At 63.7% G+C, this 15,181-nt stretch carries 17 protein-coding genes; 8 read left to right on the forward strand and 9 right to left on the reverse strand.

All coding sequences use genetic code 11. The annotated features are described in order from the left end of the window. Positions 1-156: 156 nt before the first annotated feature. Together FBY31_RS10830 and FBY31_RS10835 are read right to left on the reverse strand one after the other, a co-directional pair. Entirely contained in the window at positions 157-564 is a 408-nt protein-coding gene (locus FBY31_RS10830; RefSeq protein ID WP_142040472.1) for an SRPBCC family protein, read from the reverse strand. Then, positions 561-875 (reverse strand): ArsR/SmtB family transcription factor, encoded by a 315-nt coding sequence (locus FBY31_RS10835; protein ID WP_142040475.1) that lies wholly within the window; start codon positions 873-875, stop codon positions 561-563. The genes FBY31_RS10830 and FBY31_RS10835 overlap by 4 nt, the downstream gene beginning before the upstream one ends. 103 nt (positions 876-978) lie before the next feature. Between FBY31_RS10835 and FBY31_RS10840 the strand changes: the two genes are divergently transcribed. Then, positions 979-1,338, forward strand: a complete 360-nt coding sequence (locus tag FBY31_RS10840) for a VOC family protein (RefSeq protein WP_142040477.1) — start codon at positions 979-981, stop codon at positions 1,336-1,338. 122 nt (positions 1,339-1,460) lie between these two features. Continuing rightward, entirely contained in the window at positions 1,461-1,745 is a 285-nt protein-coding gene (locus FBY31_RS10845; RefSeq protein WP_142040480.1) for a DUF427 domain-containing protein, read from the forward strand. A 134-nt stretch (positions 1,746-1,879) separates the two neighbouring features. On the opposite strand, the gene FBY31_RS10850 is transcribed toward FBY31_RS10845, so the two are convergent. Continuing rightward, on the reverse strand, positions 1,880-2,653 hold the full coding sequence (locus tag FBY31_RS10850) for a GOLPH3/VPS74 family protein (RefSeq protein ID WP_142040483.1): 774 nt from the start codon (positions 2,651-2,653) through the stop codon (positions 1,880-1,882). 133 nt (positions 2,654-2,786) lie between these two features. Here FBY31_RS10850 and FBY31_RS10855 point away from each other — a divergent pair, with 133 nt between their 5' ends. Both FBY31_RS10855 and FBY31_RS10860 read left to right on the forward strand, forming a co-directional pair. Continuing rightward, entirely contained in the window at positions 2,787-3,110 is a 324-nt protein-coding gene (locus tag FBY31_RS10855) for a hypothetical protein (RefSeq protein WP_142040486.1), read from the forward strand. Positions 3,111-3,283: 173 nt separating this feature from the next. Next, positions 3,284-3,808: a flavodoxin domain-containing protein gene (locus tag FBY31_RS10860; RefSeq protein WP_142040489.1), complete on the forward strand. Its 525-nt coding sequence runs from the start codon at positions 3,284-3,286 to the stop codon at positions 3,806-3,808. A 115-nt stretch (positions 3,809-3,923) separates the two neighbouring features. On the opposite strand, the gene arfA is transcribed toward FBY31_RS10860, so the two are convergent. The 5 genes from arfA to FBY31_RS10885 all read right to left on the reverse strand — a co-directional run bounded on the left by arfA (position 3,924) and on the right by FBY31_RS10885 (position 9,880). Further along, positions 3,924-5,462: an arabinosylfuranosidase ArfA gene (gene arfA, locus FBY31_RS10865; RefSeq protein ID WP_142040492.1), complete on the reverse strand. Its 1,539-nt coding sequence runs from the start codon at positions 5,460-5,462 to the stop codon at positions 3,924-3,926. A gap of 70 nt (positions 5,463-5,532) precedes the next feature. Next, the gene (locus tag FBY31_RS10870; RefSeq protein ID WP_142040496.1) at positions 5,533-6,429 is read right to left on the reverse strand and encodes a carbohydrate ABC transporter permease; all 897 of its coding nucleotides are present in this window, start codon (positions 6,427-6,429) and stop codon (positions 5,533-5,535) included. 2 nt (positions 6,430-6,431) lie between these two features. Continuing rightward, on the reverse strand, positions 6,432-7,334 hold the full coding sequence (locus tag FBY31_RS10875) for a carbohydrate ABC transporter permease (protein ID WP_142040499.1): 903 nt from the start codon (positions 7,332-7,334) through the stop codon (positions 6,432-6,434). 27 nt (positions 7,335-7,361) lie between these two features. Next, positions 7,362-8,696, reverse strand: a complete 1,335-nt coding sequence (locus tag FBY31_RS10880) for an extracellular solute-binding protein (RefSeq protein WP_142040502.1) — start codon at positions 8,694-8,696, stop codon at positions 7,362-7,364. A gap of 182 nt (positions 8,697-8,878) precedes the next feature. Then, entirely contained in the window at positions 8,879-9,880 is a 1,002-nt protein-coding gene (locus FBY31_RS10885) for a LacI family DNA-binding transcriptional regulator (RefSeq protein WP_142040505.1), read from the reverse strand. 167 nt (positions 9,881-10,047) lie between these two features. Here FBY31_RS10885 and FBY31_RS10890 point away from each other — a divergent pair, with 167 nt between their 5' ends. Further along, the gene (locus FBY31_RS10890; protein ID WP_142040507.1) at positions 10,048-11,394 is read left to right on the forward strand and encodes an MBL fold metallo-hydrolase; all 1,347 of its coding nucleotides are present in this window, start codon (positions 10,048-10,050) and stop codon (positions 11,392-11,394) included. Between the two features lie 87 nt (positions 11,395-11,481). Here FBY31_RS10890 and FBY31_RS10895 read toward each other — a convergent pair whose 3' ends face one another. Beyond that, positions 11,482-11,955 (reverse strand): SRPBCC family protein, encoded by a 474-nt coding sequence (locus FBY31_RS10895; protein WP_142040510.1) that lies wholly within the window; start codon positions 11,953-11,955, stop codon positions 11,482-11,484. 296 nt (positions 11,956-12,251) lie between these two features. Between FBY31_RS10895 and FBY31_RS10900 the strand changes: the two genes are divergently transcribed. The 3 genes from FBY31_RS10900 (at position 12,252) to FBY31_RS10910 (ending at position 15,101) form a co-directional block, all read left to right on the forward strand. After that, complete coding sequence (locus FBY31_RS10900) at positions 12,252-12,725, forward strand: GNAT family N-acetyltransferase (RefSeq protein ID WP_142040513.1); 474 nt, start codon at positions 12,252-12,254, stop codon at positions 12,723-12,725. A gap of 170 nt (positions 12,726-12,895) precedes the next feature. After that, positions 12,896-14,509 (forward strand): phospholipase D family protein, encoded by a 1,614-nt coding sequence (locus tag FBY31_RS10905; RefSeq protein ID WP_142040516.1) that lies wholly within the window; start codon positions 12,896-12,898, stop codon positions 14,507-14,509. Positions 14,510-14,780: 271 nt separating this feature from the next. Next, positions 14,781-15,101: a hypothetical protein gene (locus FBY31_RS10910; protein ID WP_142040519.1), complete on the forward strand. Its 321-nt coding sequence runs from the start codon at positions 14,781-14,783 to the stop codon at positions 15,099-15,101. Positions 15,102-15,181: the final 80 nt, after the last annotated feature.

Raw genomic sequence — 15,181 nt, forward strand, 5'->3', positions numbered from 1 at the left:
GCGCGATGGAGGTAGCGGCCACGCTGGACGAGGTGGACACTTCGGGCGAAGGCGGCGGGGAAAGGAATCGCGAGGCCGGGCGGGGTGTGCGGAACACCTCGAATAGGTAAGCGGGCGACGGCGGGACGTCCCGCCGTCGTCCGCTCACCTCATGCCTCAGGAGACGCCGGCGAGGACCTCGTCGATCCGTGCCAGCAGGCCGGGCCAGCCGTTGCCCATGCCTTCTATGGCCTGCTTGCCCATGGGCGTGTCGAGGCGGAAGCCGGCGTGTTCGTGGTGAAGGATGGTGCCGTCGTCGACGGACTCAAGCCGCCAGGTAATGGTGGTGTCCAGCATGCCTTCGGAGAAGAGGAAGGTGATGGACTTGCCGGGGTCCACGATGAGGACTTCGCACTGCTGCTGGCCCCAAGCGCCCATGTCCAGGGTGAAGCGGTGGCCGACGATGGGTGCGATGTCACCGGGCGCCCACCAGCGGGCGAGCAGTTCGGGCGTGGTCAGCGCGGCCCACACGGCGTCGGCGGGGTGCGGGAAGCGGCGTTCGAGCCGGATGGCGTTCTCGGTCATGACGGTTTCTCCTCGTCCAGAAGTTCGGCCAGCGCGTCGAGGCGCCGGTTCCAGTAGTGCTCGAAGTGCTTCACCCAGCCGCCGATCTCGGCGAGCGCCGCAGGCTGGAGGTGGTACAGCCGGTTCCGGCCGTGCCGTTCTTCCCGAACCAGGCCGGCCTCGCGAAGGACGGCCAGGTGTTCGGACGCTGCTGAGCGGCTGAGCTCGAGCAAACCGGTGAGTTCGCCGGCCGTCCTTGGCCCCTGGCGGAGCTCGTCGAGGATGACGCGCCTTGCCGGGTTGGAGACAGCGCCGAACACATCAGGAAGCACGGAATTAGTATATGTCGGAAATCTCCGACGTATTGGCGCTGGGACAAGCAGATGTCCGCCCCCTGCCGAGACAGGCATCACCGGCCGGGATTAGGCTGGGCGGATGTTGACCATCGGCAGCACCGTCCTCGGCGTCAACGACGTCGCCCGCGCCACCGCCTTCTGGCACGCCGCCCTCGGCTACGTCCCGCGGGAGCCGGGCGATGAATCGTGGGTGATTCTCGTGCCGGCGGCGGGACCGGGCGCACAGCTTGCACTCATGCTGAGCGAGACCCCGGCTCAGGAACACCCGCGCACCCACCTCGATTTGTATGCCGACGATCAGGGCGCGGAGGTGGAGCGGCTGATCTCACTTGGCGCCCGACGCGTCGATTGGGATTTGTACCCGGAGAACCCCGACTTCGTGGTCCTCGCCGATCCCGATGGGAACCGGTTCTGCGTCATCGACAATAGTCCGCGGTAGCACCGCCGTCGAACCCTCCGGCAGTCCGTCTGCCGTTCGGGAACATTCGCGCCCTTAACACCGTTGGCATCCCTACGACCCGAGCCGCCTTTCATTACGGCGGCACGTACGAAGGGAACCATATGGTCAGGGCTATCTGGAACGGAAAAGTCATCGCCGAATCCACGGACACCGTGGTGCTGGAGGGCAACCATTACTTCCCGCGCGACGCCGTCAACGCCGGCTACCTGCGGGACAGCGACCTCTATTCCATCTGTCCATGGAAGGGCAAGGCCAGCTACCACACGCTCGAGGTGGACGGGAAGCTGAACGTGGACGCGGCCTGGTTCTACCCGGCGCCCAAGGCGCGGGCCAAGCAGATCGAGGACCGCATCGCATTCTGGCGCGGCGTGACCATCGAGGCGTAGAAGGCGGATACGGCGGACGACGGCGGGACGTCCCGCCGTCGTCCGCTCTTCTCAACCTATCCGCAACTCCAACTCCACCGGGACGGGGCGTCGCACTGCGTCATGAGCGATGCCCGGAATGCCCGGATGCGAAATCACAAGGTGGCCGCTTCTTCCTCCGCCAGCCTGATCATGCGAAGCTCATCCTCCACGGCACGGGCCGGCCAATAGTCCTTCGCCAGCTCATCCGCCCGGATCCTATCCGCCTCCGGGAAGAGCTTCGAGAGCAGTCCGGCTGCCTGAAGCAGGGCGATCAGCGCTATGGTTCTGGCCGCGGGTGCCTTCGAAACGGGCTTGGTCCCAGGCGCGTCGCCACCAGGCTCCGCGGACCCGGTCATGCTGCCATCCGCCGTCCCCGCACCAGAGGCCCCGGCATCGGTCACCGTGGTGCCCGGCACTTCGAGTTTGGAGGGGGAACCACTGAGTGCGGCCTCAAGCTCTTTCAGGAGCGCCGCCTCCGGAGCATGGTCCTTCTCCGGGTACCGCACGGCCCGGAACAGGCCCAGGTGCTTTTCACCGACATGTTCCACAATGCCCAGCGACGCCATCCCCTCATAGACACGCTGCGTTTCGGCGCGGCCCTCCAGCATGGAGACCCACCGCCGGGGACTGTGCGGCCGTGACTTGCCGCGGATGAGCTCCAGCTCGTGCTGGAGCTCGGTTTCGGGAGTAGTGCCGGTTGCCCGGACGTTCTTCCCCTGCAGCTCAATGGCACCGAGCAGGTCCAGCTCGGCCAATATTGCCCCGGCTAGCGTTGTCCTGAGTGCAAACAGCGGCACTTCAGGTTTGCCGTTTTGGTCATTTGTGGCCAACAGCAGGAAAGCCTGGGGAAGGCTCAGTTCCACCGCTTTAGGTGTTTCAGCATCCATAGGATCATCGTGGCCCAGTTGGGCAGCCACCACAATGAGAATTTACAAGCGTTGGCCTAACCGTCAGGCGCGCCCGGAATTCAGCAGGCATAAGCTGTTACCAGCAGGTCCCTTCCATCACCGGGAGCTCATCATGGACACTGAAACGGCCGCTGTGATCGGCCACGATGTCACCACAATCACCTGCGTGTGCGGCAACACTGTCAGCCAGGACGGATTGATTCAGGCCAACTCGCAAGGCCTACCCGTCTACGCAGGACGAGATACCCCCGTCCCCGAAGGGTTGGCGGCATGGCCCGCGGACGAGGACCTCTACACCTTGTGCCCCAAATGCGGCCGCGTGTACCGCGACACCGTAATCGAAGAGACAGGGACGGCGCCCGTTGCCTTCCGGGTGGACGTCACCGCGGGCCCCGTCGCCGAGGCCATCCGGGCCCACTGGGACCTCAGCACCTGAGCCAGGAAGTCCTTCCCACCCTCCATGCTCAATCCTCCTCAGGCAGCACGGCTTTAACCATCGAGGCTTAAAGGCGGATACAGCAGACGACGGGGGACGTTCGGCCCTACGGCTGCATCCCGGGAGTTGGCAGAGTGGCGTGAAACAGGCCCAACACCATGAGGAGGCCAATCATGGCCAATGTCTATATCCCCTACGGGACCAGCGAGGGCCAAACGGCCAAGATCGCCGAGTTCATCGCGGAAGTGGTCCAAGCACATGGCCATGACGTCACAATGGCAGACATCAGGGAAGCCGGAGATGCTATCCCGGACGGGTACGACGCGATCCTGGTCGGGGCGTCGGTCCATATGGGCAAGCACGAAAACTACGTCCGGGACTTTGTCCGGAAGAACAGGGCGATGCTGGAAAGCGTCCCGTGTGCGCTCTTCTCTGTCAGTCTGGCCGCCCACGGTGACACCGAGAACGCAGAGAATTACGTGGAGAAATTCGAGGAAGAGACCGGCTGGCGGCCGGCCCAGGTGGGACTCTTCAGCGGGGCACTGCTCTACACCCAGTACGGGTTCATCAAGCGCCTCGTCATGAAGAAGATCACCAGCGACAAGGGCTCCCTGGACACCGACACGTCACGGGATTACGTGTACACCGAGTGGGACGGCGTCAAGCGGTTCACGGAGGACTTCCTCGATCGGTTGTAGCTTTCGTCGGCGCACGCTCACCCCGAGCGGCGGCTCATCGAAACGGACGACGGCGGGAGGATCCCGCCGTCGTCCGCTCTGTCTGGTGCCGCTCCCCTACGCCGCGGCAGAAGCGTCAGTTTTTGGCGACATCGAGCTCAATGACAGCCCAGGACAGCGCCGGGAGCGTTGCCCGGAGTTCAGAGCCGCTCGCCTTCGCATCTTCCAACGGCTTGAGCCCCACCTGGTCCGGACGACTTTGGGTGTTGATGATGAAACGGTCCCCGCCCTCGGGGATTTCCAAAACCTCCGCGCGGAGTACCTGACGGGCATCAAACCCGCGCAGTGAAACTTCAATGTCTGCCGCTTCCTCGAGGCCGCGGTTCGCGAAGAAGAGCGCCACACGGCCCGTTTCCTCGTTCCACGTCGCACTGACATCCACGAGGTCCGTGTCCCCGAAGCGGGCGTTTTCGTATTTGTCGGAGTCGACGGACAAGCGCAGGATCTGGCCCTTGGCCAGCTCCGCCATACGCGCGAACGGGTGGAAGATGGTCTGGCGCCATGCCGGGCCGTTTTCCTCGCTGAGGATGGGGGCGATGACGTTGACCAGCTGCGCCTGGTTGGCGATCTTGACGCGGTCGCCGTGGCGGAGCAACGAGTTCAGCAGGGTTCCCACCACCACGGCGTCCGTCACGTTGTACTTGTCCTCGATGAGCCGGGGGTGCTCGCGCCAGCCCGCCTTGGCGACGTTGCGCAGCTGGTCCTCGGTGTCCCGGCCGCGCTGGTACCAGACGTTCCACTCGTCGAAGGAAAGGTTGATGTGCTTCTTGTGCTTTCCCTTGGCCCGGACGGCATCGGCAGTCGCGATGACTGATTCAATGAAGTAGTCAGTGTCCACTGCGCTGGCCAGGAAACTGCCGGCGTCCCCTTCGTACTCCTGGTAGTAGGCGTGGAGGGAGACGTAGTCCACCTCCTCGTAAGCGTGCGTCAGGACCGTTTGCTCCCACGCACCGAAAGTCGGCATGCGTGAGTTGGAACTTCCGCAGGCCACCAGCTCGATATCCGGGTCCACGAAGCGCATGGCCTTGGCCGCTTCCTGAGCAAGGCGGCCGTATTCCTCGGCGGTCTTGTGGCCGATCTGCCATGGCCCGTCCATCTCGTTGCCCAGGCACCAGAGCTTGATATTGAACGGATCCTTGTGGCCGTTCTTGGCGCGGAGATCGGACCAGTAGCTGCCGCCGGGGTGGTTGGCATATTCGACAATCTCGCGGGCCGCGTCCACTCCCCCGGTGCCCAGGTTGATGGCCTCCATGATTTCCGTGCCGGCCGCTCGGGACCAGTCCACGAATTCATGCAGGCCGAACGCATTGGACTCCACGGTGTGCCAGGCGCCGTCCAGCCGGCGTGGACGGCTCTCCTGCGGGCCGATCCCGTCTTCCCAGTTGTAGCCGGAGACAAAGTTGCCGCCGGGATACCGGATAACGGTGGCGCCCAGTTCCTTGACCAGCTTGAGGACGTCAAGCCGGAAGCCGTTTTCATCTGCTTCAGGGTGGCCCGGTTCGTAGATGCCGGTATAGACGCAGCGGCCCATGTGCTCCACGAAGGAGCCAAACAGGCGGCGGGGTACTTCGCCGATAGTAAAGTCGCGGTCGAGGGTGATCCGTGCGCGGGACATATGCAGCGTCTCCTTGTTTCTGATTAAGGTCTGTTTTTTGAGGGTTGGCTGGGAGGCGGAAAGCGCCGATTCAGGTTCCGGCGAGGCCCGTCGTCGCAACGCCCTTGATGATCTGGCGCTGGAAGAAGAGGAACACGAGGATGAGCGGCAGCGCCGCGAGCAAGGCGGACGCCATGTTCTGCGCGTACTGGATGCCGTAGGCGCTCTTAATGGTCTGCAGGCCCACCGGCAGGGTGAGGAGCGCGCCGTCGTTGGTGGCAATGAACGGCCACAGGAAGTTGTTCCAGGCGCCGATGAACACAAAGATGGCGACGGCGGCCAGGATGGGCCGGGACAGCGGCAGGATGATTTGGGTGAAGATCCGCATGCGGCTGGCGCCATCCATCACCGCGGCTTCTTCAAGTTCGCGGGGAATCTGGTCGAAGAACTTTTTGAGCACGAACACCATGGCCGGATGGATGACCTGCGGCAGGATGATCGCCCAGGAGGTATCAATCATGTGCAGGGCGAGCATTTGGTAGAAAAGCGGGATGATCAGGACCGGCGGAGGGATGATGATCGAGGCAATGATCACCGTCATCAGCACCTTCTTGCCCTTGAAGTCGATCCGGGACAGGGCATAGGCCACCAACGCAGAGATCACCAGGGTGATAGCCGTGATGGCCGCCGAGGTATACAGCGAGTTCCACGTCCAGAGGGGGATGTTGCCGTCCTGGAAAACCTTCACGAACGCTTCGGGAGTAAAGCCCGACGGCGGCAGCCAGCTGATCTTCGGCGCTGCGGCATCCGTCTCGGTCTTGAAGGCCGTGGCGGTTGCCCAGGCGAAGGGGATCAGCCACAGCACTGCGATCAGGCCGGCGACTACGACGGCGGCGATCTTGCCTGCGGTCATCTTCTTGCGGGGCTGGCGGAGTTCTTGGCTGGCGCTTGTGCTTGACTCGGGGCGGTCGAGGGTCTGAATTGCCATGGTTATGCACTCCTGCGGCGGGTGATGGCGAACTGCATGACCGAGACGAGCACGATCAGTCCGAAGAAGATGTAGGAGATGGCTGCGGAGTAGCCCAGCCGGTAGCCGGTGAACCCGGTTTCAAAGATGTACTGCACCACGGGGCGGGTTGATCCTCCGGGGCCGCCAGCGGTCATCTGGTACACCTGGTCGAAGATCTTGAGCGAGGCCAGGATCTGGAGGAGCACGATCATCACGGTGGTGGGGGTCAGTTGCGGCAGGGTGATGGAGAAGAACTGCCGCCAGGCTCCGGCGCCGTCGAGGGATGCTGCCTCATAGTGCTGATGCGGGATGTTCTGCATTGCGGCCAGGTACAGCAGGAAGTTGAAACCGACCGTCCACCACAGCGTGGCAATCACGATTGCCCACATGGCCACGTTGGGATCGTTGAGCCAGGCGACCTTGGGGATGCCGACCTTGGCCAGGGAATCGTTGATCAGGCCAAGCTGCGGGTTGTACATCCAGGTGAAGAACAGCGAAACCACAGTGGACGCAAGCAGGTACGGCGCAAAGTAGGAGAGCCGCCACAGCCATTGTGCAGGCAATCCGACGTTGAGCAGTGCGGCCATCACCAGGGCGACCAGTACCAGCGGGACAGTGCTGATGACCGTGAAGTAGAGGGTGTTGCCGAGCGAGCGCCACATGCCGGCGTCGGCCAAGGCCTCGGCGTAATTCGCGAAGCCGATCAAGCTGTCATTGGCTCCGGTAAGGGACTTGCCGGTAAAGCTCATGTAGACGCCGTAAAGAAGGGGCCACACAAGGAAAACGAGGAAGAAAACCAGGAAGGGCGCGGCGAACCCCCAACCGCTGAGGTTGCTCCTGGTCAGGCTCCCGGGGCGCCGCCGGGCTGCTAGTGAAGAACTCATGAAGGACTCCTTTGTCGCTCGGTGCGGTTAGACAGGGTTGGGACGGGAAAGAAGGTGGTTGGTGCGCTCTTCGAAGGCGTCCCATCCTGCGGCTGCCTTGTCGCGGCCCAGGAAGACGTTCTGTACGTTCTCCGCAAAGTAGGTCTGCCAGTCAGAGCCCGAGCCGCTGAACCAGGATTCGGGATCGTAGGCAATGACATCCGCTGCATCCGCATAATGCACCTGCGGCGTGAGGTCCTTGTACGCCTGCGACTTGACCACGGGCTGGTACGCAGGAATGTGGCCTGCTTCCGCCCAGGAGAGCGATCCCTTCAGGACGTCGCTGACAAACTTGTAGACGTCGCGGCGCTTCTCTTCGTCTACGTTCAGTTGCCGTGGGAGGACGAAGGAATGTGAGTCTGCGTAGGAAGCCGGTGTGCCGTAGAGCGTGGGAATGGTTGCGGCGTCCACTGGAAGACCTGCTTTCTTGAGCGTCGGAAGTTCCCAGACGCCGCTAAAGAGCATGCCTGAGTCGCCGCGGGCGAATTCCGCAATGCCGGTGCTGATGTCGCCGCTCTTGGCCGCGATGGTGTCATCGAAGAGTGATGCCATGAATTCCAGCGACTCGATGGCTGCTTCCCGGTCAACCTTCATCCGCTGGCCCGGTGTCAGGGTGATGTCCGCGCCGTGCTGTTTGTAGAGCGTGTAGAAGAGCCGCCACATCTGGGATCCACTGCCAAGGTAGCCAAAGGACAATCCATGGGCTTGGGTGACCTTCTGCATTTCCCTGGCCATGGCCATGAAGTCCTGCGGGGAAGTCACTTCCTGCAGTTGTCCACTGCTGCCCAGGACACCGGCTTTGCTCGCGATGTCCGTGTTGTAGAACATGATGAACGGGTGTGAATCCAGGGCGATGGAGAAAACCTGGCCGTTCTGCTGGCTCTTTTCCCAGATTCGGGGAGCGAAGTCAGCACCAGTCACTCCGTGCTCTGCCAGCAGTGAGAGGTCCCACGGGTCGATCAGGCCGCCCGGCGCGTAGCCCGGAACCCGGCTGGCATGCATGATCGCCAGCTCCGGCGGACGTCCGCCTGCCGAGGCCATGGCCAGTTTGGTGTAGTACGGCGGCCCCCAGGCCAGCACCGTGGGATGCACCCTGAACTGGGGGTTGGCCTGGTTGGCGCTGTTGATCATCGCCTGCATCTTGATACCGTCGCCACCGGACAGCAAATGCCAGAACCCGATGTCCCGGACGGTGGAAGCCGCCGCGTTTCCACCGCAGCCGGTCAGTGCGCCTGCTGCCAGAAGGCTGCCCAAGGCCGCCGTTCCTGTCAGTAGCTGCCTCCGGGAGAACTGTTTCCCGGGAGAAAATTCAAACTGCTTCACCAATCACTCCTTTGGATGGGTCCGCTGAAAGGTCACTTCTTGTTGCTAAAACTCCGGTTCCGGCGCGCTCCGTTCTTGGGCCGACTGCCCTCCGGGGTGACGCAGGTCTCACATTACATCGATGTAATAGTCGCGGCAAGAGAAAGCTGTTAGCGCAAACAATGTGACCGGGCGCTCTCTCTTCAGCCGCGGCTGCTGTCCCGCTCCACAATCCTGTAAGCGATGGAAACCACGCGCTGTTCCTGGCCCCGGTCCGCCATCCGCTCCGTCAGGAGACGCAAGGCTTCGGTGGCAATGGCACGTTTGTCGAAGGAGACGGTGGTCAGGGAGGGAACGGCATAGCGGCCGTCGGCAATGTCATCGAAGCCCGCCACGCTAACGTCCTCCGGAATCCGCAGCCCCCTCTTCGACAGCACGCTCAGGGCGCCGATTGCCATGGAATCCGTGAAGCAGAACAAGGCCTCGGGAACCGGGTGTGAGTCCAGATAGTCAGTGAGCGCGTCGGCAGCAGTCTGCGGGGTCCATTTTTCGCAGGGAATCAGCAGCGACTCGTCCCGGTCAACGCCGAGGATCGCCAACGCCTCTTCATAGCCTTGCGTTCTCTGAATTGCCGCGGCCGATCCCCTGCCCTGGGTGGTTCCCAAGACGGCGATCCGGCGGCGCCCGGACTGTGCCAGGGCCAAGGTCATGTCCCGCGCGGCCCCGAAGCTGTCCACGAACACGCGGTCTGCGAGCTTTTGCGTCACCTCACCGAGCAGGACCACGGGTGGAAGGGCAACGCCCACCTGGACGGCGCTCTCATCCAGCACGACAGGGTTAAGGATCAGTCCGTCGATCAGGTTGGAGCGGGCGCGCACCATGAGTTCGTGCTCGCGCTGGGGATCGGAGCCGGTCTCCTCGATCTGCACGATCCAGCCCTGCTCGTGCGCCACTTCGACGATATTGTGGGCAATTTCTGCCGAGTACGGCGTGCCAAGGTCAGGCAAGGCCAGCGCAATCACACCGGATCTCCCATTACGCAGTCCGCGGGCGGAGAGGTTGGGGACGTAATCCAGTTCGAGAATGGCCTGCTCCACCTTGGACCTGGTGGCACCACTCACCGGAATGATTCCGTTCATCACGTTCGAGACAGTCTTGGGCGAAACGCCGGCGCGGCGGGCGACATCTTTGACCGTTGGGCGCAATGCTCCCCTTCCAAAACCTTTTGAGCCAAGTCCGGCAGTGAGTAACTGCCGCCGCGGTTGGCCTGCTGACGATGTTACCTCCAGTCTGGACAGGCGGGGCTACCAGCAGGGCATGCCCGGGGGTAACGTGGCGATCAGGCTGATGCGCATTCAGGGAGGAATCGGGCATGGAAGTCGTCACGATCGAAACGCCCCAGCTTGGCGACCGCACCTATCTGGTCCACGACGGCGCGGTGGGCGTGGTCATCGATCCCCAGCGGGACACCGACCGGTTGGAAAAGGCCATTGCAGGTGCGGGGGTGAGAATCACCCATGTGGCCGAGACCCACATCCACAACGACTATGTGACGGGCGGGCTGCAGCTCGCGAGCGACCACAACGCCGCCTACCTGATCAGTGCCGCGGACGATGTGCCCTACACCCGCCAACCGATCTCCGACGGAGACACGGTGCAGGTGGGAAGGATGACCCTCAAAGCGGTGGCCACGCCGGGACATACCCACCACCACCTCTCCTACATCGTCACGGACGGCGAGCGCCAGGCGGTGTTCTCGGGAGGGAGCCTGCTCTACGGCTCCGTGGGCCGCACCGACCTGGTCAGCAGGGAAGACACCGTGCCGCTCACCCACCACCAGTACGCCTCGGTACGGCGCCTGACGGAGGAGGCGGGCCAGGACGCCGGGCTCTACCCGACCCATGGCTTCGGTTCCTTCTGTTCCTCAGGCCCGGCCAGCGGGGCGAAATCCTCCACCATCGGCGAGCAGCTGAAGGAAAACCATGCCCTGACGGACCCCGACGAGGACCATTTTGTCCGCGAGCTCATCCACAACCTCACGGCTTATCCCTCGTATTACGCCCATATGGCCCCGATCAACCTGGCAGGCCCCACGGCGCCGGACCTGGAACTGCCCGACTCCCTGGACCAGGACGAGCTGGCATCCCGGCTGCAGCGGGGAGAGTGGGTGGTGGACCTCAGGAACCGCATTGCCTTTGCCAGCAGCCACCTGAGCGGCAGCGTCAGCTTCGAATACGGCGACGGCACCAAGTTCACCGCATTCCTGGGCTGGGTCCTGCCCTGGGATGAACAGCTGACCCTCGTGGGTGAACACCAGGATGTGGAGAACGCCATCCGGGACCTGTCCCGCATCGGCATCGACAACCCGGACGCGGCCATCGGCAGCGGACCGGCGGAACTCGCGCCCCGGGCAGCGACTTCCTCCTACGAGAGCGTTGGCTGGCAGGAAGTGCTGCGGAAGCCCAAGGACGATTGCATCCTCGACGTCCGCCGCACCGACGAGTTCGAAAAGTCCCATATCCGGGAGGCAGCGAACATCCCGGTCCATGAGCTGCTGCGCCGCATGGACGAGGTGCCCGCCGGGCGGCTGTGGGTGCACTGCGGTTCCGGGTACCGCTCGGCGGTGGCGGCGAGCCTGCTGCAGCGCGCAGGCCGCGACGTGGTGCACATCGATGGCGAGTTCCGCGAAGCGAAGAAGGCCGGCCTCACCCTGGAGTGAACCGGTACCCGCCGCATCGGAGGTTCCCGCCGTCGTCCGCCTTCTGTTTGTCAGGCTTCGCTTCCTCAGCTGATCCCGGTGGCACTTCTAGAACTGGCCGGTGGGGCCGCTGTCCTTCACTTCGCCACGCCAGCCGCCGGTTTCGGTACCGCGTGATTCGACGAAGTCCTTGAACTTCCGCATGTCGGCCTTTACCTGCATCTCGTCGATCTTCAGTGCCGCGCCGGCCTTTTCGGTGACGGTTTCCGGCGCCCACTCGAAGTGGACCTTGACCTTGGTGTGGTTGGCATCCAGTGGCGTAAACCTGATGATGCCGGCATGGGACTTGCCGTCGGTGCTGCGCCAGGCGATCCGGTCGTCAGGCTCCTGGTCAACGATTTCAGTGTCGAATTCGCGGTGGACTCCACCCACGTTGGTCACCCAGTGGTTGGTGGTGTCTGTCAGCTGGGTGACCGATTCCACACCGGACATGAACTGCGGAAAAGATTCGAACTGGGTCCACTGGTTGTACGCGGTCCGCACCGGGACGGCGACATCGAGGGTCTCTTCAACGTGTTCCATCTGCTTCCTCCTCAGGACGGACGGCCGCAACGGCGGACCGGCAGCACGGATCCTGCCAGTCAGGCAGCCGCCACATTTGCACAGTAAGTCCGGCGGCTACCTGTGTCCAGACCTTCCGAAATTCCCGGGACGTCGGCGTCCCCGCTGGCCCGGGTGAAAGGCAATCGGGGCCGATAGTGAGGTGCGCACATCGGCCGGATGTAGGGCGCACGACGGCGGGAGGGTCCCGCCGTCGTCCGCTCCCTTTGGTACCTGCTGATGTGGAGTCGGCGGCGTCGGGAGGTACATTTGAGCCGATGATTTCCATTGACCGGGACGACCCTGCAAGCGGCGACGTCCACCAGCTCCTCGGCGAACACTTGGCGGACATGTACGCCACCTCGCCGGCCGAAAGCGTCCACGCGCTGCACCACTCCGCCCTGGCCGCGCCGTCCATCACGTTCTGGACGGTCCGCGAGCACGGCGATTTGCTGGGGTGCGGCGCACTTAAGCTCCTGGAGTGCCCGGCCGGCACGCCCAAGCAGGGGGAGATCAAGTCCATGCGCACCAGGGCGAGCGCACGGGGACGGGGGGTGGCCACCCTGATGCTCCGCCATATCCTCGACGACGCCCGGGCCCGGAACCTCGAGCGCATCTATCTTGAAACAGGCACCGAGGACTACTTCGCTCCGGCCAGGCGTCTCTATGCCCGGAACGGCTTCGTGGAGTGCCCGCCTTTCGCCCACTATGTCCTGGACCCCAACAGCGTCTTCATGGAGCTCACCCTCTAAAGGAGCCCCGGCCGCTGCCCGCGCCACGTGGATTGACGCGAAAACATGGAATTTCCCGCCGCCGGAGCCGACGTGCCCGCCAACGGGCCGATGACATTGCCCAACACCGTCGTAGGCTACTAAGGAGGCCGGACAATGAGGGCGGCCCCTGGGGCCGAAGGGAACGACGCGTGGACAGTGGTGCCGGTTACTGGTTCTTGAGTGGTGCCGAGCGGGAGCATGCGGCCACCAGCGTGCATGCGGAAGGTGCCGGATCGCAGGCCTGGTCTGAGGGCAATCTGGTCCGGCCCGTAATTCATGGGGCCACCTACTTCGCCCGGCTGCATGAGGAGCTGTCGGCGCTTCAAGAGGGAGACCGTGTATGGTTCACCGACTGGCGTGGTGATGGCGACGAACGGCTTACGGCGGACGGGCCGACAATCGGCGAGTTGCTGGTGCGGCTGGCCCGTGCCGGAGTGGAAGTGCGCGGTCTGATCTGGAGATCCCACGGCGAGCGACTGTCTGCCCCCATGAGCAACCGGTCCAACGAGCTCCTCAGCCGCGAGATCAACGACGCCGGCGGCGAGGTGCTGCTGGATCAGCGGGTGCGCCTCTTCGGCTGCCATCACCAGAAATTGTTCGTCATCCGCAGCCGTAACGACCCTTCGCGGGACGTGGCGTTCGTGGGCGGGATTGACCTTTCCCACAGCCGCCGGGACGATGCTGACCACCTGGGAGATCCGCAGGCGGTGGACATGGATCCGCGGTACGGGAAACAACCTCCGTGGCACGACGCCGCCCTCGAACTTCGTGGCCCGGTGGTGGCAGATGTACTGGAGTTGTTCGCGGAAAGGTGGAACGACCCCCATCCCCTGGACCGGCGCACGCCTTACCGGATGCTGCTGCAACGCCTGGCCGACATGCCCCGGCACCCCGAACCCCTGCCGGAGACTGCGCCGCCCCCGCCGCCGGCCGGCCCCCATGCCGTGCAGCTGCTGCGCACCTACGGCGTGAAGCATCCGCCGTTCCCCTTCGCCCCCGGCGGCGAGCGGAGCGTTGCCCAGGCCTACACAAAAGCCTTCTCACTAGCCCGTTCGCTGATTTACATCGAGGACCAGTACCTGTGGTCGGCAGAGGTCGCCGCCGGAATCGCGGCGGCCCTCGAACAGAACCCCGGGTTGCACGTGATCGCCGTGGTACCCCGCTACCCGGACTCTGACGGTCCGCTCGGAGGGCCACCCAAGCGGCTGGGGCAACTGCGTGCCATCGAAACAATAAGCCGCGTTGCACCGGACAGGTTCGGGGTCTTCAATCTGGAGAACAGAGCAGGGACTCCGATCTATGTCCATGCCAAGATCTGCATCATCGACGACACCTGGTTCACGTGTGGGTCGGACAACTTCAACCGTCGGTCCTGGACCACGGACAGCGAGCTTACCTGCGCGGTAGTCGACACCACTGCCGGTGAGCAGGAAGCGTCCGGCGCAGACACTGGTCCGGGCGCCTCCCGTCCGTTAGCCCACAGGGTCCGGCTCCAGCTCTGGGCCGAACACCTGGGCCTCGACCAGAGTGACCCTCGGCTCCACGATCCGGCCGACGGCCTCGGCCTGTGGAATGCCGCCGCCGACGCCCTGGACGATTGGCACAAAACCAGCCGCCGCCCGCCCCGTCCCGAGGGACAGGTGCGGCACCACACCACAGAACGGGTAACGCGCCTTCAGCGTCTCTGGGCGGCTCCTGCAAACCGCTTTCTGGTGGACCCGGACGGCCGCCCCCGCAAATTGCGCGGCACAACCCGGTTCTAGGCACCTTTCAAAGCAGGAGCGGACGACGGCGGGAGGCTCCCGCCGTCGTCCGCTTCCGGCGTGTCAGGGGTCGTCATGGGCGAGGCTGCTGGAGAGATCACGGCGGGCGGCTCGTGGAGAAAGGACTTTGGACTCTGTCAGGGAAAGAAGAAGCGAGCGATTCTGTTCTCTGGACCAGGCCGGATCCTTAACGCCCAGGAAGTCGCCGGCGGCTAGGAGCAGGATCAGATGGAACAGCTTATTCCTTGGCTGACACTGAGAGGACACTTACATGAGGTCACCGGAGAAGAAGCTCACCATAGCCCTTGAGGATGTCGGCGGCACGTCCTGGTGGGCGAGCATTCTCACCACCCTGGCGTCCCAGTACGGAAGCACCCAGCAGCGGTTCGTGGGCCAAGTCGACGGAAAGACCCGCTACAAGAGCCCGACATTTCCCGCAGCACGATCGGTCAACCAGGTTTATCCCCAGGAGGAATGGGCTCCGGGAATGACTGCGGCACTGGCGGAATTGAAGCGGGATCTAACGAGGGACGGCTGGGTACAAGTCTCTGAAGGCGGCGACTCCAAATTACCGGTCTACGAGCGCAAATGATCCTTCATCTGATCTTTCCACCGGTGATCAGGCTCCTGTCCGCCGAGCAGAGGGACAGATAAAACACGGCGCGGCCTCAG

It is taken from the genome of Arthrobacter sp. SLBN-100, from assembly GCF_006715305.1.
Lineage (GTDB): Bacteria > Actinomycetota > Actinomycetes > Actinomycetales > Micrococcaceae > Arthrobacter.